Raw genomic sequence first — 21,936 nt, 5'->3', positions numbered from 1 at the left:
TTTTTCTTAACTACGTGTGAAAACATAGTTTTCATCTTAGTTTTAGTTGCATTTTTTAGAAGTAACAAGCAAATCTCTCTTAATAATATTTTTTTATTTATCTTAATTTATTCTACTGTGACAACGTTTACATATTATTATGTAATTGATTTAAATTTAAGAATGATTATTAATATAATTTTTCATTTTTTTTGTATTAAATATATTTTTCTATTTTCAAACAAGAATGCCTTTCTAATTACTTTGATAAGATCTGCATTCCAAATGTTGTTTGAATTTTTTGGCTTTCTATTTATCACTTTTTTCTATCGATACTTTTCAATCGAATTACCTTTCATTGGCTTTTCACTCTTCATTTATACTTTAATCGCAATATTGACTGTTATTTTTTATAAAAAATACATTAAGTTTGGCTTATTAAATAATAAAAATAATTTATCTCCCATTTTTAATATTGTCCTACTACAAATAATTATTGCATGTTTGATGTATTTTGGTAGTTCAGAAGTAACCACATTACCTATTCTGACTATTATACTAATGGTTTCAATGCTTTTTTTTATATTTAAAGTTATTAAAAAAGAAGAAAAAATAGGAATGAGACATACTGAACAAGTGAATTTGACTAATCTTGAACGACTCTTACACTTTATACGCGGCCAAAGACATGATCATATGAATCATGTACATGTGTTATCGCATCTAATTTCAACTGAAGAATATAAAGAAGCCTCATCTTATCTTAAAGAATTAAGTACTGATATTGACATGAGTTACTCTTTATTGGTCCTAGACCAACCATCCTTGATAGCACTATTACAAACAAAGAGTGAATATGCTCGAATAAATGGGGTAGAACTCGAAATTAAAATAAAAAATCCCCTCACAAATGTTCCCTTAAAGTCCTATGAACTTGTTCAGGTTATGGGAAATATTATTGATAACGCTTTTGAAGAAGAAATTAACTCAAAGAAGGCAGAGATGAAAGTAACTATTATAATTGACAGTTTGTATAACTCTACAATAGTAATTTCAGTAAACAATATTAACTCTTTTATCGATCAATCCCTAAAAAAGAATATTTTAAGTGAGGGATATTCCTTGAAAGAAAATCATCAAGGCATAGGGTTATATACTGTCGTGAATATTTTAAACAAGTATAATGGATTTCTAGAATTTGAGAGTGACAAAAAGAGTGGAACAACATTCTTTTTATTTATACCAAATGAAATAATAGGTGATTAGATGTTTTCTGTTTTAATAGTTGAAGATAATGTAATAATTAGGAAACAAGTAGCTGAATTGCTATATAATATGGGTGTTCAAGTTTCAGAAGCAAGTAATGCCCAGGAAGCAAAAATAGTATTATCAAAAAAAATTCCCGATGTTGTTTTTTTTGATATAAATTTACCTGATTCAAATGGTTTTAATCTTGCTGAACAACTAAGCATTCAATATCCGAATGTTGGTGTCGTTTTTATCACAGGGTATAAAGATTTTGCTCATAAGGCTTTTGAAATAGATGCAATTGATTATTTAATTAAACCTTTCAGTCAAGAAAGATTTAGAGAGTGTATAAAAAAGGTTTATACTTTTTTAAACGCTACTGATAAGAAAAACCAAAACCAGTCTTATATTATTTTGGCTGTTAAAGTTAATAAAGGTATTGAGTTGATAGAACAAAAGAATATTGCTTATATAAATGCAGAAGGTAAATATTCTTTTATAAATACCATCGGAGGAAAAAATAAAAAAATTAAAACAACAGAACCTCTAAAATTAATAGAGACCAAACTTGACCCTAATTATTTCATTCGTACTCATAGAAGTTATATTACTAACTTAAATCACATAAGTAAGATTGAATCTTCTGGGCAAACTAACCTTATTTACTTTAAAACTTGTACAGATATCGCATATTTAAGCAAAAACCACATGGTTAGCTTATATAAAAAAATAAATTTCCGATGATTTATTTTCATTTAGTTTGACATCCTAATCTTGTTGTAGAATTATCGAATGTAAAATACATACAAAGTGCCTCTAAAAAGTAGACTCAATCTAACTTTTATGGGCACTTTTTTAATTTTGCCTTTACTTTTCCTTCGCGAACGGATGTTTTGAATTAGACATAAACAAAAATGTTAGCGAGAACGAAAAGATAAAGAGGCATTGCGAGTATTTAATAAAAAACAGCCTGAACAATATCTGCTGCAGCGTGTAGACTTTTCGTGTAGTAATAGGCTATACGCAATAAGTGTTCACTATGTTCGTCTAATATCTGCTCTAAATCCATGTAAACACCCCTTTCAATAATATAACGAAGCTGAGAACAAATCCGATTCATAATTAGTCGACGGTACGTTCGCTCTCGGCTTGTAGTTCTTCAATACGCTTTACATATTCGTTGCTAGGCGTTCATTTTCTGCCTGAAGTTCGTTAATTCGTCTATCAGATACTTGGCGATACGGTCATTTTCATTATGTATTCGGAGATACGTTCTGTCTTTTGTTCAAAAAATGATAGCAATTTTCTCCTGGTGCTCCGCTTCAACGCGGTTAATAACTTTGCCATTTTCAATGTCTTTGCGAGCAAGTGCCAGCTTATGTTGACTTTCATTTGTTTGTATATCCCCTTGCAGTTTAGAGATTTTCGCTACAGCTTCTGAAAAATTGTGTTCTGCTTGTTTTAAGCCGGTGCTCGATTTCTTGCTTGGTTTTGTCAGAAACAGCAAGGAGTTGAGCCTTTTCATTCGAAAATGTTTCTACTAGTCGTTTGTTTTCATCCATTTTGTTTAGTTCTTTTTAGCCCAGCAACAGAAATGTAATTAAAAACCATACTTGACTGTTCGGAAAAGATTCCGCCATACAGGTGTAGTTAACATTCAGATTGAGTGAATTGAGCAGTTCTCTTTAAAATGATATCTCGCAGCGTCTTAGAGCGTTATTTTCTAAAAAAAACAGCGACAAACACTGATTTATGAACTGCACCCCGTCAAGTAGACAGTGGAAATAATAAAAATTCATTAAGCGGCTTGAAACCTGAATTCTATAGGACTCAGGCCGTTTAATGTTTCTTGATATCGTTCGTTGTTATAAAATTTTATGTACGCATCAATCGCATTTTTTAACTCTTCGTACGTCTCAAATTTGTGTAAATAATACTTCTCTACTTTTAGAGTCCCCCAAAAAGCTTCTATCGGTCCATTATCAATACAGCGGCCGACTCTCGACATACGTGTCAGAGTTGCTTTCTCCATGATTCTCTTAAATTCTTTTGATGTATATTGATATCCTCGATCACTATGTAGGATAGGAAATTCCTTTTTATTTAACTGGCGTATGGCTGGTTTAATGGTCTTGAAAACTAAATCATTATTATTTAAATGTCCTAATTTGTAACTCACAATAGATTTGTCATAAAGATCAATAATCGCACTTAAATAAGCCTTTTTACCGTTCCCATACTGGAATTCAGTTACGTCTGTACACCATTTTTGATTGGGCTTTTTAGCCGTAAATTCACGTGCTAATACGTTCTCAGCTATGTAATCTGGTGTTACCTTACGGTACTTTTTAGGACGACGTCGAATAACTGCCTGTAATTCGGAAATCTGCATAGACGATAAATACGCTTTTTATTTACTTTATTTAAACCTTCTTATTCCCGCTGACGATTGATTGTCATCGTGATTCTACGATAGCCATAAATACCGTTTACTTGTTTGTATAAGTGCTCAATGGATGTTACTAACTGTTTATTTTCTAATTCTTGTGATGTCGGTTGGCGATTTAACCATTTATAATAAGCTGCACGCGAGACATTGGCCAATTGACAAAGTAATACAATCGGAAATTTTTCTTTTTCTGCTAGCTCTTGAATAGCTAAATAATGACTCTGTGTACGAATTCTGCTTAATGAAGCCTCCTTTCGATTTCCTCTAACTTTTTTAAAAGTAAATTTTCAGCACGCAATCTTTCGTTTTCACGTTCTATTTGTTGGATTTTTAATCGTAATTTATCTTCGGGTGTACGTTCCTTCACTGATTTCATTCGCCCACGGCGATCTTCAAGAGACTCTTCGCCACCATCTTCAAACTTTCGTACCCATTGGTATACTTGTTGGTACGTTACATCATATTGAGCTGCTGTTTTTTTATAATCCTTTTCATTTTTTAGGCAAGTTTTCACAATTTCAATTCGCTCTTCTAAAGTGGTTTTTCTTCCTTTAGTCATAGTTTGGCTCATCCTTTGATTCGAGTCTTTTAATTCACTATGACTATTATATTTTTTTAACCACCTGTTGAATACAGTTTGACCACTGATTCCATACTTGACCACGAGCTCGTGCTTTGAATAATTTCCTGTTAAGTAATCTTCGATGGCGTTTCTTTTCAATTCTTCAGGATAGATTTTATTTTTTGCAGGACGAAGTAATGCGTTTGTGCCCCCGAATTGATATTTAGCTCGCCATTCATATAAGTTCCTTACATTCACATTGAACATGCGACAAATTTCTCTTACAGAGTAACGACCTTCCTCCAAGTATTTAAGAGCCAAAATCTTCGTATCTATTGAAAATGTTTTATTAGACAAAAAAATGCCCCCATTCGATAAACAGATTTTATTTTTTTATCTGTCTATCTAACGGGGAGCATATCATTTAACAGTGCTTGTCGCTATTTGAAATGTTACCAAGCTTTTATTTGAGAATGTTATTTTGTATGGTTTTGTATATATACGTTTATTTATACTATGCGTATAATTCCAATCATCAATAATACATTTGCAATTAGTGTCCACATAAGAGCTTGCTTATTTTTATTTTTCATAATCGAACCTCCAAAGTTAATAAATCAATATTTCTAGAAGAGTCAAAAGAATCCTTTATTGGTACCCTAATTGCCATTTGGGTATGTTTATTAGGTTTTATTTGTATGCTTTATAAATCATTGTTACACTAAATAACCTCATTACTTTAATAACAAATCAACTAAATCCTTTTTCTTTATTTCCTCAATATTCTTTAATTGTGTCCAGTTTTTGGATATTTAATAAAAATATTGAATAATTTAAACTAAATTTTTTTAAAATCATCGATATATCAATGCATACAGGTATTTCTTAACTGAAAAATCATACAAAAAAATTGTATGTTTATGTATAAATTATATACTAATGTTTTTTACTTCTTTTAACTGTTTGCAAAGCATTTTTTGTATATTTATTTAAATATTGTATAATTCAAAACTCAATTATTTTTAAATCATTGATTATATCAATGTTTACAGGTATTTCTTAAGTGAAAAATCATACAAATTAATTTTATTTTTATTCATTATTTATATATTTACTTTTTTTCTTCTTATATAATTTAAATTATATAAGTAATTAAATTTTTAATTATAATTATAGAGAGTGGGGTTCAATGCCCATATCAACAAGGAAGTATGTAACTCCGTCCTAGACTTAGTTATTACAGCGGCTAAGTTCGGTCTCAGTCATAACCCTATAACCCTATACCCCTGGCTAAACTTATTTCCGTAGTGTTGCTATTGCATTCCACTTGCGAGTATTCCAAATAGGCCTAAATCAGCACAGGATTGCTTCTTCCCTCTAGCTAGCGAGCTGTATGCCGTACATATAAGTATTGAATGAATGCATTTTCCAACATTGCTATCCGAATAAAACGTTCTCGTTTCAAATGAAATATATAAAGAACTGTATTCCAGGCTTTGAAAAAATGAGGGAGCAACTTGAATTTCAACTAATCCTTAAATCAAAACCTTAAAACCTGTAGTTTGCATATTTAATGTATATTGTTTATATAAACTTTCTATAAACTTTTTAAAATCATTGATATAACAAACTTATTAAGCACTCGTCAATTTCTTTAGATTGTAATTACATATGTATCTACGAATAAAAATACAAAAATACAAACCTTACTCCTTAAATAGTTTAACCGTTGGTTAACCGCTCTTTAAGTATCAATAGTAAACACAAAGAATAGACATGTAACTTTTAACTTGAGAAATTCCCTTAGTTTGTTCGGTTACCATGGGTTCGATATTGTATCGGGCTCATGCCTTTTAATTCAACAATACGTACTTGTTCGCTGGACTACGTGCTGGTTATATCAGTTACATCAGTTATGTCAGTTATACCAGCTATGTCTGATGTGCATTAATTTGTAGAATGATTTATAAAGGAATATAGTGAGTTTTTACTAATTGTATGTATTAGAGGGAGGTTTAGGGGAATAAGCACTCCCCAGTTACGGATCAAGAGCTAGAAAATACACAAGAACACCAAAACAACTTGTACTTCAAAGGGGCGGTTTTTAATCGTTATTATTCCCTATTTCATTGACACCTTTAAATACTAAGGTTAAATAGCGTCGGATAATATGAATGTGCCCGCTCCATTCCTAAGTATTCTTCCACTACCTCGCATCAACAAGGAAGTACGTAACAGCGCCCTAGAATTAGTTATTACGGCGGCTAAGTCATCGGTCATAACCCCATAACCCTAGCTAAATTTATTTCCGTGTTGTTGCTTTTGTTTTTTTCCATTCGCGAATATTCCAAATAGGCCTAAATCGGCACAGGATTACTTCTCCCCCTTAGCTTTTAACACAAATTATGTTCGTAGTACTTACAGATCAAATATTCTCTTTGAAGTTATAATTATATCTATCCATTCGTCAATCAACCTAGCACCATATATTATTAAAATATCCCTTTATCATGTGTACACATGATAAAGTTAATTTTATAAAATTAATTGTTACGTATGTACATCCGATGTACATACGATAAATGTTGATTTATCAACGTTTATTAGAGTTTTATGTTTGTAGTAACAATAAAATTTTATCATATGTACATCTGAGAGGCTTATCATGTGTACATCGGTTGTACATTGGATGTACATTGGATGTACACATGATAAAGTTAATTTTATAAAATTAATTGTTACGTATGTACACACAATAAATGTTGATTTATCAACGTTTATTAGAGTTTTACGGTTTTATTAACACTAAAATTTTATCATGTGTACACATGATAAAGGATGGTTTTCAGTTGCGAATACAAAATTTAGAGTAGGTGGTGAATCTCATTAAACGGTTTTATGGTGCTTGTGTTATAACCAATGCAATAAACTTGGCGATAGCGAGCTGTATGCCGTACATATAATCATTTGAATGAATCCATTTCCTGCCGTTCCTATCCGGATAAAATAGTCTAATTAGAGTAGTAAGAGACATGTTGAATTGATGGTAAATTACTTAGATAACCTAGGGTTTAAACTACCGCTACTAATTGAATCACTACGAATAATGAGTAATACAGCTTCAAGTTATAATGTAGAACAGCAATAAATCTATCTATTTATGATGAACTAATATTCTCCTTAAATCTCAGGGATGTATGGCACTTCAACTACGCTAAAATTCCGCAATTATTACTTCAAAATTCACTAACTCAAATAGCATATATGCTATAAAAGAATTATCGCAACACCCGAATGAGATACTACAAAACCGTTAATTTACAGGTACGTTTATCGAAATAAAAAAGCATAGGAATTGATGTGCCAGTAATGAAAATGGTTAGGGGAAACAGTAGAAAGTTATCGCTTCTTGATGGGGGGGTTTAAGGGGCAAATCCCCCCATCAAGAACCCCCGAATCTAGGAAGTAGGGTACTAATCCAATAATAGCAAGGTTTTGAGGTATTTTCGGAAAGACTACTAAAAGGGGTTAGGTGAGGAATCAAAAGCCCAAATAATTGTACTGAATAATGCTCCTAATGTTTCTCCCTAATAAATGATTTCTCCCATAAAAATCCCCCAATAAAAAACTCAATATTGGTACGGCACAATAATTGTGATACAATCATTTAGGATAAAAACAAGCATATCAAATCGTAGGGAATCCCCCGCCGATCTAATTTACATTCTACGCAATAAGTAGGTGTATTTTAGGTCGGCTTTTTTTGTGTGTTGAAAGGAAGGCATGGAAGTGAAAGTAATGAAATTAAAACCCAAGTTATCTCAATATGGTACAACTATTTACACAGTTCCTAAAACAAGTATTCATACAAGAATGCTGTTACATGAATTTGAATTAGATTTACTGGAACAGATAGTGAAGTACACCTATTTAAGGGCTGTCGAATTAGTTGATTACTTTGTAGTCATTCGAGAAAAAAATGGCTTTTCAACTGATGATGTGGTGAGAGCAAGACAGAATGCTGCAAAGAGGTTAATCCGTTTTAAAGAAGCTGGCGTACTAAAAGCAAATGATGCAAGTGAATACAAAGGGCTCAACCTTCTGTATAAACGCATCTTCTACACGTTTACAAAACGTACACTTGAAATTCTATATTCATTAAACCGTTTAACTGATCATGAACTCGCTTATTACACAGTTGTTTTAGAGAAGACAAGGCAATTTAAAGCACCAACTACTCACAGTGTAGCTATCGCTGCATTAGGAACTCGGCTCGACTTACAGTTAAAGAGGAAGTTGGGCAAAGATGATTACGCTATCTGTAAAGGTACGACACATCCCCTTTTTAAAAACTATACCGATGATGAGGGCCAAATTTTCCCCGACTTATTGTTAGAGATTCCTGACCTTAACAAACTACTTGTTTTTGAAGTAGATGGAGGAAAGCAATTACGTGATGTAATCAAAAACAAGTATTTCCGTTATCAGAAAATGTTCTCCAGTAATTATGTGAAAAAGTACAATAACGAATTACAGGCACACATCATCTTTCTACCAATTGATGCTGATTTCCTAACAGATGAAAATCGCAGTAGCAAATCACACCGAATGAAATATTTAAAGAACTGTATTCCTAGCTTTGAAAAGTGGGGGAACAACTTGAATATGTTCACCATTCGATACAGTGCTATCGAGGAATTTGTAAATCTAACAGTAGCATTTTCAGAACAACTAAGTGAATATGGTTTAAAAATGCTTATGAACCAGTGGCTATTCAATTTAGAAAGTGCGTTAATGCCACTTAACTATAAAGTAACTGTTTTAACTGAACAGGAACTATTACCACAAGCGAAACCGACAGTCTATTCCCCAGATGCAGTTATTAAACTGAAGCAAGCTGGGAAGAAAGAGAAACACTACTTTGTTCTGTATATGTATAACGGGGATATTCGAAGTCAGCAACGTTATTTAGAAACATATCAGCGCCTAAGAGCAATTAACGAAAGCGAGTCCAACAATTTGCAAATTAATTTATTACTGCTATACGGTAGTTCTCATTCAAGGGTAACAGATGCATTAGACGATCTTGTTAAATCTGATGCGCTACAAATCTTTGCGACTAGTGAGAAAGAATGGAGGGAACTTGCTGAAGCAGAGAACCTGGAGCAGGTTGTCTTACCCCTATATCAGCAAAACAACAAATTGCTTAGTTACACTTTACGGAAGGAGAACTATCGCTTGTGAAGCAATCTGAACAACAAGAGCTTTAAATAATTACGCTATATTTTACAGCGGGGTCTTTTGTGAAAATTGAAGAATGAACCTAATTAATACACGACTATTAATACTGCCTCTTTCATTATCCAATTCGATTGATGAAACAATATGATAGCTTACCAGGTCTCCTACAATCGGATTTTATAACTCTCTAAAACAGTTTGTTAAAGGAGTAGCAAGAACCTCCAAAAATCCTTGCAGGTGAGATTAGAAACTGCACTAAATGGGGTCCTGTCAGAAAAATCCCTTCACGTTGTAAATTCGCATTTTTCTAGCCGGACTCCAAATTTAACGCATTGGATGCCATTGCTGCATATTAAAGCCTCTTACCTGTTATTTAAATAATTCTTAAATCATTTACATCACAACAGCCGGTTTTGTATGTTTAATGTATAAAAGTCCTTAACCGTTTTTAAATCATTGATATATAAGAAATTCGATTCGTCATTCAAAGGTTTAAGTTTGTCTTATATACAAATTTCTTAATAAAAACATACATGGTAATTCTAAAATAAACTAACCATTATTTAAATATTGATTAACTCAAAAATAAACATATAATTTTGGAAATACTCTGCGATTGCAAAACTATTTTTTACCACTTATACATTTAAATATCTCAATGATTACAAGTATTCATAAACTTATAAATGTATATCGAAACCCAATAGGGAGCTATTTCTTAACTGAGCCAGTGATCCGCTTAACCCCTCTGGAAAGGCAGGCAATCCCCTTATTTGGGCGTTAAATCCTTACTGCTTTGCCTTTTAAGCGAGAATTATGCCCACAGAGGCTCCATGTAAAGCCCACTGTTAAACTTGCTGCTTAAATCATTTGCACTGAATTGAACTAAATTTCCGGTTTCGAAATACATATATAGAAAGTTGGCACAAAAATGTATTAGTTAATATTGTACTTATATAGTCATCGATATGTGTACAATATATGTACCATATATGTTCATATGTTTACATGTATGTTTTAAAATTAACGCTAATATGTGTACATATAAAGAACCTTATCATATCAACGTTTACAAGTATTTTTGAACGTTTAATGAGAGTTGTCATAGAAATGTATAATCTTATATGTACATGTAAAGTCATCGATATATGTACAATATATGTACATATATTGTACACATATCGCCTCGACAATTTTCCGATACCTGGTAAGCAACGTTTGTCGCTTTGAGGCCCATTCTCAAACTTGAAGCGACCCCTAAAAGTTAAGTAAATTGGTAATCCAAAGGAGCTTCGACCATTAAGAATGCATTAACGTTGTAAATTTGTATTTTTCTTGTAGGAAACCCTCTATAACTCGTTTACAATCCTAATATTGTTCCGGTTACATCGATTATTAATTATTGCTTCACACGCTTCACACTAATAAGTCTAACTCCATTTCTTTTACTCGATTCAATAGCTGCCTTTACAAATTCCTTTGCGACTGTTTTTTGAATTTTACTCATGTTTTCCACCTTCCTTTTTATAATTCTACTTTACATACTGGCTAAATATTCAAAAGAATATACGAAAGGTTGATATAAACATGTCCTAAGATTATAGATTGTGAGGAAAAGTGGAAAAGCGACTAGACGGTAATTATACATTTTCAATATTTCACAGTCAGGAGCAATTCGGTAGTGCCCCTCCTAAATTTAGGCGCGGTTATTTCAGGCAACCTGTTAGGCTGGGGTCAATATTGTATCGGGCTCATGCCTTTTAATTCAACGTAACGCACTTATTCGTTGAGCCTACGTGCTGGATATATCAGTTACATCTGTTATACCTGATATATCTGATATGTCTTATTTTGTAGAACGATTTATACGGGAATGTAGTGAGGATTTTCGCACAAAGCTGGAGCAGCATGACATCACGCCTTCTTACAGTCGTAAAGGTTGTCCCTATGATTATGCGTATATTGAATCATTTCACGCGACATTGAATACAGAAGAAGTGTATCGCACGCGTGATGCCACCTTTGAAACCACTGGCATCACGCTGTTTTAAATCATTATTCTAAAAATACCTATTTGTATATATAATGTATAATAATAACTTAAACCATATTTAAACTTTTTGTAATCATTGGTATATAAGGATTTAATACAATTCATTCCATTTTGTAGGTCTGTGAATTTATACAAATGTATTATTAATAATACATTAATTTCTCAACAATAAGTTTAACCGTTATTTACCTGCTGTTTAAATTTAAAAATATTGTTAACCCCTTACTTAAATCTAAAAGTATGGTTTACCCGGAATTTATTGTTTATTAAGAGTTTACCCGCTGTATAAATGTTATATTTAGAAATTTATAGAAAAGTTAGCCCGAATTCAAAAAATAAGCTCGCCTGAAACACCCATTACAAATGACCAGCCTTCTGATGTTTTTTCAGAAAGCTGAATTTTTATGTAACACAATTGTGGCTTGAAGTGGTACCGCCCAAGGCATGTAATCTTGTAATAGAGTTGGGAAGCTGGCGGAAGAGTAGTTCTGACAAAAGTAAGAAACATATTGATTCCGTATAGGTTTAATTGCAGCAGTCATTGCAAAGAAAATGGGATATGAGCGCGGGGATACGTGTTCCAATAAAAAATCAGTAAACGTCGCTACAACAAAGTTTACCGATTTTTCTGTTGACCCCAAACTTGATTTGGAAACGTTTATGTTCGTTAAATAACAATCACATAGAAATATTGGTTCCTTATGGTTTGACAGATTTATTTGAAGGAATAGTTAGACCTACGCCTTCATTTAATCAAAATTTCGAATTACACACTATTTATTCAAATCGAATACGAAGTAAAAAATGGGGTTCTATTTGGAGTAAATTAACAGTTGAATCTGAATAAAAATCCTTAACGCATTCTTTAGTCACAAGCAGTACAATACCCCTAATCCAATTGAATGAGGCGGTTGGTTACCAAAATTTCATTTTGGGACGATTCTTTGATCAAACTTTGTTTCAAAACAGTTAGTTTCTTTCTGTATAAATCAGCGTTTGCAATTTACTTTTAATCAAACTTTATTAAAAAGCTACATTAGAAATAGAAAATGAAATACTCCTGCCAGCCCCTACACCTTTTACATATAATGTGAAACACTTTATAAATTTAAGAAATATTTTAAAGCGGTGGAAACCGCATAGCACCAACGTTTATGAGACTTTTCTTAAAAAAACAAAGTGAAACACTCCTGCCAGCCCCCTACACCTTTTACATATATGTGAAACACTTTATAAATTTAAGAAATATTCCAAAGCGGTGGAAACCGCATAGCACCAATGTTTATGAGACTTTTCTTAAAAAAACAAAGTGAAACACCGCTGCCAGACCCGTGCACCTTTTACGCATAAAGTGAAACACTTTATAAATTTAAGAAATATTCCTATATGTGCGTCTAAAAGAATTAATACAACAACCGAATATGATAATACAAAAGCAATAATTTACATGTAGACTTATTGGAATTATAAAGCAAGGGAATTAAGGTTTAAAAAAGTAGAATCACGTGAGCAAATAGGTAAAAAAATGATTGCTTCTTAAAGTAGGGTTTTTACCGATTATCGAATTACTCTTAAAGTACGGTTTTTTACGATAAAACCATGCTTTATGATGCCGGGTATGTAGGAATTATAGCAGTAAGCCATTCACAGCATAGTTTTGTAGCATATTTGGGACGACTACTAAAAGGGGTTAGTTGATGAGTCTAAACAGCAGTTGTACACTCTCAATTATCTTTATAAAAGTGTCTGCTCCATTCAAATGATTTCCCACTTGAAAAGCCACAAGAAATCAAATTCCTTATTTGTATAAAATAATAATTATGATACAATCATTTAGGATAAAAACAGCATACAAATCGTAGGGAATCCCCCGCCGATCTAATTTACATTCTACGTAATAAGTAGGTGTATTTTAGGTCGGCTTTTTTGTTGCTTTAAAAATGTGAAGGGAAGTAAAAGTAATGAAAATAGAACCTAAGATATCTCGATATGGCACAACCTTTCGAGATAAAATTGGCTTTTCATATGACGATATGGTGAGAGCAAGGCAGAACGTTGCTAAGGATTGACCCGTTTTAAAAAGGCTGGCGTATTAAAAGTAAATAACCCAAGTGAATATAAAGAAGCTCTCCCCTTATGGTTAACTTAAAATACGTTATATATGAATAAGTTAACCGATATTCTGTATTAACTATATTCACTTTCTTTTTGATAATCCTACTTGTTAGTTGAGTTTGCTTAAATTTACAAGAAATATGCAAAATAGCACTACAGAAGGAGAAAAGCAACATGACAGGATAGTAATTAATCCAAAAAAACGCACTTATTCGCTCGGCTACGTGCTGGTTATATCTGCTATGTCTTAATTTGTAGAACGATTTATAAAGGAATGTAGTGAGTTTTTACGAATTGTATGTATTAGAGGGGGTGATATGTTATGTCTGATACATCGAATATAAATTTTATATCGGATATATCTGATACAACAATTGGTGGGGAGCTTATTTATGACACTGTTACAGTAAGTAAAATGCTAGGGGTCCAGGAAAGTACGCTGAGAAAATATTGTGCGTTAATGCAAAAGCATCATTATGAATTTAATAAAAATTCAGTAGGGCATCGTGTATATTATCCAAAAGATGTAGAGGTAATAAAGGAAATTGTAACGCTTAAAAATTCAGGATCGTTAACATTGAGTCAAGCAGTGAAAGCCATATTAGAATCTGACATAGACGATATAACAGATACAGCACCTATAGCAAACCCTGATTACAGTAAGTTATTAGAAGTGTTTGAGACATTTAAAAATAATCAAATGCAGTTCAATCAGAAACTGTTGGAGCAATTAGAAAAGCAGCAAAACTATATTGAAAATAGTATTGATGAAAGAGATAAGAAGTTGATGTTGGCTTTAAAAGAATCAATGGAAACAAAAAGACAATTAGCTGCAGAGGAAGAGAAAAAAAAATCCTGGTGGAAATTTTGGCGGGAAACCTAATTGCAATTTGGGGCAAAAAGCCTTTTAAATCGAAATCATATTAGCATCTCGGCTCACTAATACAACGATATAACATGTATATCTGATATATCAGTAGATATACATGTTATATCATCAATACTTAAAATAATGATGAAAATAGAATGTTGTTTATATCTAGGAGGTATTAAGATGAAAGAGAACGAGTTAGTTGCTATACGTAATGTGCAAGCATATTTAGAAGCTATAGGTAAATCACATAAGTGGGTTTGTCAACGAGCGAATATTTTTGAGGAGCATTTTTTAAAGTTTTTAAATGGTGAAGGGCATACAGAAGAGGTAGTTACAAAAATAAGTAAATTATTTCGGATTAATGATTCATCTTACTTTTATTCAATTGATATTAAATTACCACGAAACTTAGAACAGCTAGAAATGAATTCATTTCAAAATTTGCAAAGTACTAATTTTCATGTAACAGACAGTCAGGAGCTCCAAGAAACGATGAGAATACTTGATGATGTCATAAATATGATTAACATATTAAAAACAGCTAAAGAAATAGGATAGATTTGCTAGACAAAAATAAGTATGAAGGATTTTTTTGGAGAAATGAAGTTTTCGTTTTTTTCAGATATAGTGCGTGCACCTGAAAAAAGCTGTCTCTGCATATAATGGGAACAGCTACACTACTAACCTGCATTGCACAAAAACTTACTCATTTCACCTTTACTGCGGTAATACAAATAAACATTCTGATAGTCATTACCAGAGATTTTTAATTGACCTTTCATCTGGATAATCGACAGCTATTCTAGGAGGCATCTGTAACTTTATGTTTTACAATACCTTAAAAAACGATTCACCATTAATTGACCAACCAAAGTTAAGCTATGATTTTGTTAAGAACCTTGGTCAAAATGAGATTAAAATGCGTAATACAGCTTTTTTTATCTTAGATAAACTTACGATTTTTACAGATGTAGATTTTTCAATTGTAATTGATTTATATGTATTTAACAGTTTTATAAATATGAATACTAAAACTTTTGATTATGCTATTGAATATTTAATAAATAATAATTATTTAATTTGGGATGAATATTATAAGAAATATTATGTTACGGAAAAATCTCATGTACTAATATCTAAAGATTCCTCAGTAATTGATTATCCTACGCTCCATATAACAGACTGGAGTAAATTTAATCGATTAACAGCTATTGAACAACGATTTTTACATCAATTAATTCTCAATACATATACGGATGATAAAATAATACATGAATTTGATTTAAATCATTTATTAAACTTTTACCAGAGTAATAAAAAAAAGATAATAAATAAAGAGATTTTACAAAGCATTTTAAAAACTATTAATAAATTTCAAGAAATGGATCTATTTAGCTTAGAAATAAATCGAGATATCCTTCAAGCTGAGCTCATTTCTATAGAAGGATTTAAATTGAACTGTTTATACAAATTTAAATCCTTAGAAAATTTAAGTGATTTTTATTTTATTGAATCTTCCTTACAGGGGAGGCCCAAACTTTACTATATTAACGATAACCTTAATTTTCCACTTCTTGATTTAGGGGAAGATAATGATAATTTAGGATTAAATATACTTATTGAATTCAAACATACATTTTTAAAAAGAATAAGTAATGTAAATAAAAAAGACATGGTTACTTTTTATAATCATGCATTAACTGAATATATTAAGGCATATGATTATTTCTTTTTTAATGATATAAAAATAGGAGATAAAGTTCCTATTTTTTTAAATAAATTTTTTTTCCCGAAATTAAGCAAGTTTATTACCGACGCTTTTATTAAAAATATCTCGTTTTTCAAAAATCAAGAACCGCAATTTTTCATAAATATTAATGAAAATAAAATTCAACTTACAAAAAATAATTACCAAAATTTACTGGAATTTTTCGCTGAAAAAGCTCCCCCAACAAAAATAATTCTGATAAATTATATCCTAGTTAAATGCATAATAAATCATACAAAAAATCAACAGCATGCTCAATCTATGCTATCAAAATTAATCATAGAAAATAAGGGCTTTGGTTTAATTTTTAAAAATGGTCAAATAGCTTTATTAAAATATTTTAATTATTTCAAAGGAAAGTATTCTATTAATCTTTCATTAGAAACTTTCAAAGAAATACTCCAATTTACGATTGCCTACGGAGACTTTAATACTGACGAGGAATTATTAGAAGAAATTAAAAATCAGGTAAGCCGATAGAATGGTTTTCCATTCGCATATATCTCATGTCACTGATAGGGATTCTGTTTCTAATTAATACATAAAATGCAGAAATTAAACCAGGGATTGCCCTATTTTAACTTCTGCATTTTATTTTTTTGTTTCCAAACCATACTTAGAATACTAAAGTTTGTTTTGAAAACAAAAAAAATCCAAGACAACAAATTGTCCCACCTACGCTTAGAAAGTTTCCGTAATGTTAGTTGTATCCCTTCAAAAAAATGATAAGGGTTATTAAGATTCTTTAAATTAAAATAAAGCCAAACCCATGCACCTTTTTAGGCTAAAATGAAACACTTCTGCCAGCCCCGTATACATCGAAAGTCCCAAAAGTGTTTCACTTTATAAATTGGATAAATATACTAAATTCTCATAAACTTTACAGCACCAACGTTTATGAGAATTTCCTTTGAAAAATAAACTGAAACACTTCTGCCAACCCCCTACACCTTTTTTCACCTAAAATGAAACAGACCAGCCATTCATATTCATAACCCTAATTAAATTTAAAATATTTTATTGACGAAATTTTACGGAGCCATATACAAGAACGGTACTTAAAAGGATGTTTAATAATATTGTGTAAATTCATCAATGCCTTTACACAATATTAGTCTTTCCTCAGTTTCATAATAGTTTGGACAATGTACTCATCTACATCGTTGAAAAGAAAATTTCAACCACAGCAATTTTAACATAAAATAGGAGGTTAATTATGCGTTTATCTCTTTTGGGTATTTCGATCTCATTATTAGGAATAGCAATTATTTTAGCATCAGCTGGTTCACCAGTAACATTTGGACTTATATTATCAGGTGTGGGGTTTGTAATTTCACTTATTTCTTGTTTGATAGGTGAAGTTGAAAAAGTAAAAGGCTTTTTGAATTGAATTTTATTAAAACGACTTTATTTTAATACCTTATAAAGTATACATACTAATTCTAATAACGTTCCCAAATGCAAGTTTTGGAACACATTAAAAAGTCACGAATGTTGTTAAATTAACATTCGTGACTTTTTGTGAGAACTATTGTTTATACAGTTTTTTATATAAAAGGTGCAAACGTTGATGCAGCAGCATTTATACTTGCTGGGCTTGTTCTTTAATTTGCATATAAATTTGTATAGTATATTTCATATCGTTGTAAACCTGTATCTTTTCTGACGCTACCCCATGGAAAATGTTATTCAATAATATGACCCAATTGTGGAATAAGAAAATGACTTGCATATCTACACAGAATTTGTTCCATTTTTTTTAAATATTCACGGTTTCCAACATAGAAAAAGTCAACCGAATTGAGGCGAGTTTGCTCAAAACAAACAGTTGGTTACTATTAGTTTAATTATTGTTCTTCAAATAAACGATACATAAAGGTTACAGCGTGTGCACGCGTCATGTTCCCTTTAGGATTAAAGTTCTCGTAAGTAGCTCCTGCAGCTACATTTATGCCTGTAGTAAGCCCTTTTTCAAACATCCATAATATCGCTTCTCGCTCTGTCATAATCTTGCCTTCAGCTATTGTAGCAAGCATTTGGGCAACTTCACCACGAGTTAATTTATAACTAGGCTTATTTGATACTTTTAAACCTAATTCCTTTGCTTTAGTGTAATAAGGATCGTGCCATTTACCTTTAGTAGCATCCTTAACATCGTAGGCATAGCGAAGTAACATTGCTAACCATTGCGACTCGTTTATATTATTATTCATATTTAACTTCATTGTAGTTGTATCACCATTAATAACATTCTTCTCAAAGCCCCATGCAAAAGATTCCGTCCAGTATAAGCCTGTTTTATAGTCCTTAAATTTGGTAATAGCATTGTTTGTTACTTCATTCTTAACATTTACTATTAATTGATATTTACCTGTAGATTTGCCACGAGGATAATAACGATATTCAGCGTAAACAGCAATAAAATACTCACCGGGTTTTAATTTTTCTGTTGTTTGGTTCATCTTTGCAAATTCTGTATAAGTACTGTCTTTATGTTTGTCAAAAATTACATTCATATCAGCATCTAATAATTTGTATGAAGTGTACCCGTCTAAATACCCCTTAATTTCTACATCAACGACCGCTGGCTTGTCTAATGTAACTTTATAATAATCAATAGGATTAACTTCATCTACAAAGCCATTAACCAATTGTTTTGATATAATTGGCTGCGCCTGATCGATTGTATTATTCGGTTGCACTTCATCCGATGCAAAAGTTGTAAAATCTAAATCCACGTTATAATGCCCTCTATTGAGGTAACTCCCAGTGAATACAAGTGTGTAGTTCCCTGCAGGAAGGTCATATGTATATTTCGAAAACTCTTTGTTGTCTTTAATATTTGAGATACGTTCTTGTTTAAGAGTAGTACGATCTTTTACAATATCAAGAACGGCCCAGGAACTACCTGCAGCATCCAATTCAACTACTAAGCGGCCATCCTTTTCAAGCTCAAAATTGTAATACTTCGATTCTTTACTAATATTTACCTCAAAAGGTTGGTCAAAATTTACTTCTTGTTCAAGATTGTTTGCATGTGATTCGTTTACTATTGCCATGCTGGCTACTACTATAGTGATTACTGCAAATGCTAAGTGTTTAATTTTCTTCATAATAACTCCTTTTTTAACTGAATAATCTATAATACCCATTATATTATACCAAAATAATTATAATTTTACCTATTTATATTTCATATATTTACATAAAATAGGTAATTTCTTATCCCCTATGTGTAGTCTAATTTAAATAGTAAATACCTTATCTAGCTAATCGCTACTCCCTAAAATAAAAATAGAGTCGTATAATATGAATACCTACTTATTTCAATATGCTCATCGGAAAAAATACTCACGTAACATATAAAAGCCATCAACTCTTACAAACTGCTAAAAGGCAAATAAAAGATAAAAATACCTACTTTACAAATGAGATCTATAATACTGACTTCAGCTGGGGTCTAAGCAGCATACTTTAAACCCTTTCTTAAAAGTTCAATCCTTATAAGAATCCATATAAATTTCAAATCCCATATTTACATAGCTCTCCTATTAAATAATGCATCATTCAAAGTCCATAAATACTAAACCTTTAAATAACCCATTAGCCTTGTTTTAAGGTCCTCGCCCAGCAAGCTGGACTGTGGAACTCCTCCCGCTTTAGGCTTAGTTCCCCTACCAAAAACAGTAATATACACTCCCTAATATCAATTAAACCAGAAACCTATATCTTTCTATCCGCAAATTTAAAAATAGGAAACTAGAAATATGTATAGGCAGAGTGGAGTATTTAATTAACCAGTATCTGTTAATAATCCGCTCATTGTCAGTTGTTCATTAATGATCTGTTCAAAATGAAGCTTTCTAAATTTATTTATGAGTACTCCATATCCAGCAACATGTTCCATCATATCGATTTGTTCTTCAATCATCGTGCGGATGCCAAAGACAAAACGTGAGCCAAGATCTTTTTTCAGCCAAATGATGTACGCCATGTATAAATTAACTGTGGTCCAGCCTGTTTTTGCATTACGGCCTTTTCCTATAGTTGTTTTCAATAGCTTTTTAGATTGCTTCAGCAGCTTGTTTAAAGAACTGTTTGAAATACCGATTTCATTGCACAGCTCTTTTTGGGTACGCCAAATAAACGGCTCAGAAACTTGTTTTTTTGCCGTTATCCACTCCGTGATGTCTGTTTCCCATTCTTCTAAATGGCTGCGTTCACGGTCTTTGCGCGCTTTTTTATGCTTGTACCAAGTTGTTTGACCAAAAGATACTTTAATATCTTTGTACTGCGGCGCGTATAGTTCTATAAGTTGTTCAACATATTCCTTTTTAGGTCCGTGGTAACGCCCGGAATATGCTGATTCAACGATTGTATTTAGGTCTTTTACTGGCAGTGGTGTGCGTAAGCGTGAGTTAAACTGATCCAGTAAATCAAATGCATAGCTTTGGTCACGCGCGTCCTGATAGCACACTAAAGCAAGCGTAAATAAATAGTTGTTACGCCCGATTTGGCCTTTTTCACCCTTTACATCCGTTGTTTGGAGCAGCTGATGAAACCAATCTGTGTTCAATAGTGAAGGACTAGCTGTTTTTTGCGGTACTACATAAAGCTGGCGTCCCCTGTCTGCATCTTTACGCTGGGACCATGCGATTAACGCAGCCGGATCATAAATTGCATATTCGTTAAACCATTTCACATTTCTGTTATTTGGCATACGGAAAAAACCGAAGTCATTACAATACGTATCTGCTTCGACACTCGCTAAACTGCATTTTAAATTTTCTGCAATGCGTTTGGCTACTCTCAGGCTACGAAACTGGTTTTTATTTGATATAAAAATCGGCTTTATCAGAACAAAATACACCTGGTAACCCCTCTCTGTTTCTAATATGAGGGTAGGTGCGCCAATACTTTCATCAATGCAAGCCAATTGTATATCGTTTACGCTGTATTCCTTTGTATCAATATCGACTACAAATACATTGATTTGCTGCAGGTTTTCTTCTTCAAAACCCTTAATTGTTTGGCGTTTGTCATCGGCATAGTAATAGCGGCGATATACGTTTGGGGTGAAATGTGAAATTTGATTTGCCTGTTTAATGAGCGTTTCCTTTGATGTGATGATGTAGCCTTTCACACCACCATCAAAATGGCTTTTATCGCGCACAGCAAAAACAGCCCCCTTTTTGTGGAGCTTGTCCAGCTGCTTTGCTCTATACTGCAAATCAAGTGGTGCTTCTGATGATTTTGGATGGTAAGTTAGCAGACCTTCATGCATGATTGTTTCAATGATTTTTGCTAGTGTATCTTGTTTAGTTGCATACGAAAAAATAGCCATTTGCGCAGACCTCTCCCTTGAATAATTAGGTGAGTGGACGCAAATAGCTAAAATTCGTTGATAAACCTCTAAAAGAGGTAATGAAGTTGATACTTATAGTTGAGAGCTAATAAACATAATAGCTCTGATCTATTGCTTTCCTTTTAAATAGGTGGGCTCCATAGCCATCCTTAAAAAAGCAGCCTAAAAAAGAATACATAAAACCACTTTTCAATATAACAATATTGAAAATCAGGTCTAAATTTGCTATAATAAACATAATATTGAATTACTTAATTGTGTGTTACCAGCACACGATTATAT

General features: G+C 32.2%; 11 protein-coding genes and 1 pseudogene. 8 read left to right on the top strand and 4 right to left on the bottom strand.

Translation table 11 applies throughout. The features are described from left to right. Positions 1 to 264: 264 nt before the first annotated feature. The gene (locus tag MHH44_RS20950; protein ID WP_340799565.1) at positions 265 to 1,245 is read left to right on the top strand and encodes a sensor histidine kinase; all 981 of its coding nucleotides are present in this window, start codon (positions 265 to 267) and stop codon (positions 1,243 to 1,245) included. Continuing rightward, positions 1,246 to 1,971 carry a LytR/AlgR family response regulator transcription factor gene (locus MHH44_RS20945; protein WP_340799564.1) on the top strand — a complete coding sequence of 242 codons (726 nt, stop codon included), beginning with the start codon at positions 1,246 to 1,248 and terminating at the stop codon, positions 1,969 to 1,971. 541 nt (positions 1,972 to 2,512) lie between these two features. Here MHH44_RS20945 and MHH44_RS20940 read toward each other — a convergent pair. Then, positions 2,513 to 2,752: a hypothetical protein gene (locus MHH44_RS20940; protein ID WP_340799563.1), complete on the bottom strand. Its 240-nt coding sequence runs from the start codon at positions 2,750 to 2,752 to the stop codon at positions 2,513 to 2,515. A 273-nt stretch (positions 2,753 to 3,025) separates the two neighbouring features. After that, positions 3,026 to 4,595 (bottom strand): annotated as a pseudogene (locus tag MHH44_RS20935) (IS3 family transposase). 3,441 nt (positions 4,596 to 8,036) lie between these two features. Between MHH44_RS20935 and MHH44_RS20930 the strand changes: the two are divergent. The 6 genes from MHH44_RS20930 (at position 8,037) to MHH44_RS20905 (ending at position 17,679) form a co-directional block, all read left to right on the top strand. Next, a complete protein-coding gene (locus tag MHH44_RS20930; protein ID WP_340799562.1) occupies positions 8,037 to 9,482 on the top strand; it encodes a hypothetical protein in 1,446 nt (481 codons plus the stop codon). Between the two features lie 2,681 nt (positions 9,483 to 12,163). After that, positions 12,164 to 12,379 (top strand): nucleotidyltransferase family protein, encoded by a 216-nt coding sequence (locus MHH44_RS21240; RefSeq protein ID WP_445683060.1) that lies wholly within the window; start codon positions 12,164 to 12,166, stop codon positions 12,377 to 12,379. Between the two features lie 1,590 nt (positions 12,380 to 13,969). Continuing rightward, positions 13,970 to 14,530, top strand: coding sequence for a DUF3967 domain-containing protein (locus MHH44_RS20920; RefSeq protein ID WP_340799561.1), 561 nt, complete (start codon positions 13,970 to 13,972; stop codon positions 14,528 to 14,530). A gap of 171 nt (positions 14,531 to 14,701) precedes the next feature. Further along, positions 14,702 to 15,079 (top strand): hypothetical protein, encoded by a 378-nt coding sequence (locus MHH44_RS20915; RefSeq protein WP_340799560.1) that lies wholly within the window; start codon positions 14,702 to 14,704, stop codon positions 15,077 to 15,079. Between the two features lie 265 nt (positions 15,080 to 15,344). Beyond that, positions 15,345 to 16,769 (top strand): hypothetical protein, encoded by a 1,425-nt coding sequence (locus MHH44_RS20910; RefSeq protein ID WP_340799559.1) that lies wholly within the window; start codon positions 15,345 to 15,347, stop codon positions 16,767 to 16,769. A gap of 736 nt (positions 16,770 to 17,505) precedes the next feature. Continuing rightward, positions 17,506 to 17,679 carry a hypothetical protein gene (locus MHH44_RS20905; protein WP_340799558.1) on the top strand — a complete coding sequence of 58 codons (174 nt, stop codon included), beginning with the start codon at positions 17,506 to 17,508 and terminating at the stop codon, positions 17,677 to 17,679. A gap of 457 nt (positions 17,680 to 18,136) precedes the next feature. Here the strand turns inward: MHH44_RS20905 and MHH44_RS20900 are convergent, their stop codons facing one another. Beyond that, entirely contained in the window at positions 18,137 to 19,402 is a 1,266-nt protein-coding gene (locus MHH44_RS20900; RefSeq protein ID WP_340799557.1) for a hypothetical protein, read from the bottom strand. Positions 19,403 to 20,082: 680 nt separating this feature from the next. Next, entirely contained in the window at positions 20,083 to 21,633 is a 1,551-nt protein-coding gene (locus MHH44_RS20895) for a primase C-terminal domain-containing protein (RefSeq protein ID WP_340799556.1), read from the bottom strand. Positions 21,634 to 21,936 lie beyond the last annotated feature (303 nt).

Origin of the sequence: Solibacillus sp. FSL K6-1126, assembly GCF_038003445.1 — a bacterium.
Lineage (GTDB): Bacteria > Bacillota > Bacilli > Bacillales_A > Planococcaceae > Solibacillus > Solibacillus silvestris.
This window is presented reverse-complemented; position numbering and strand designations above follow the sequence as displayed.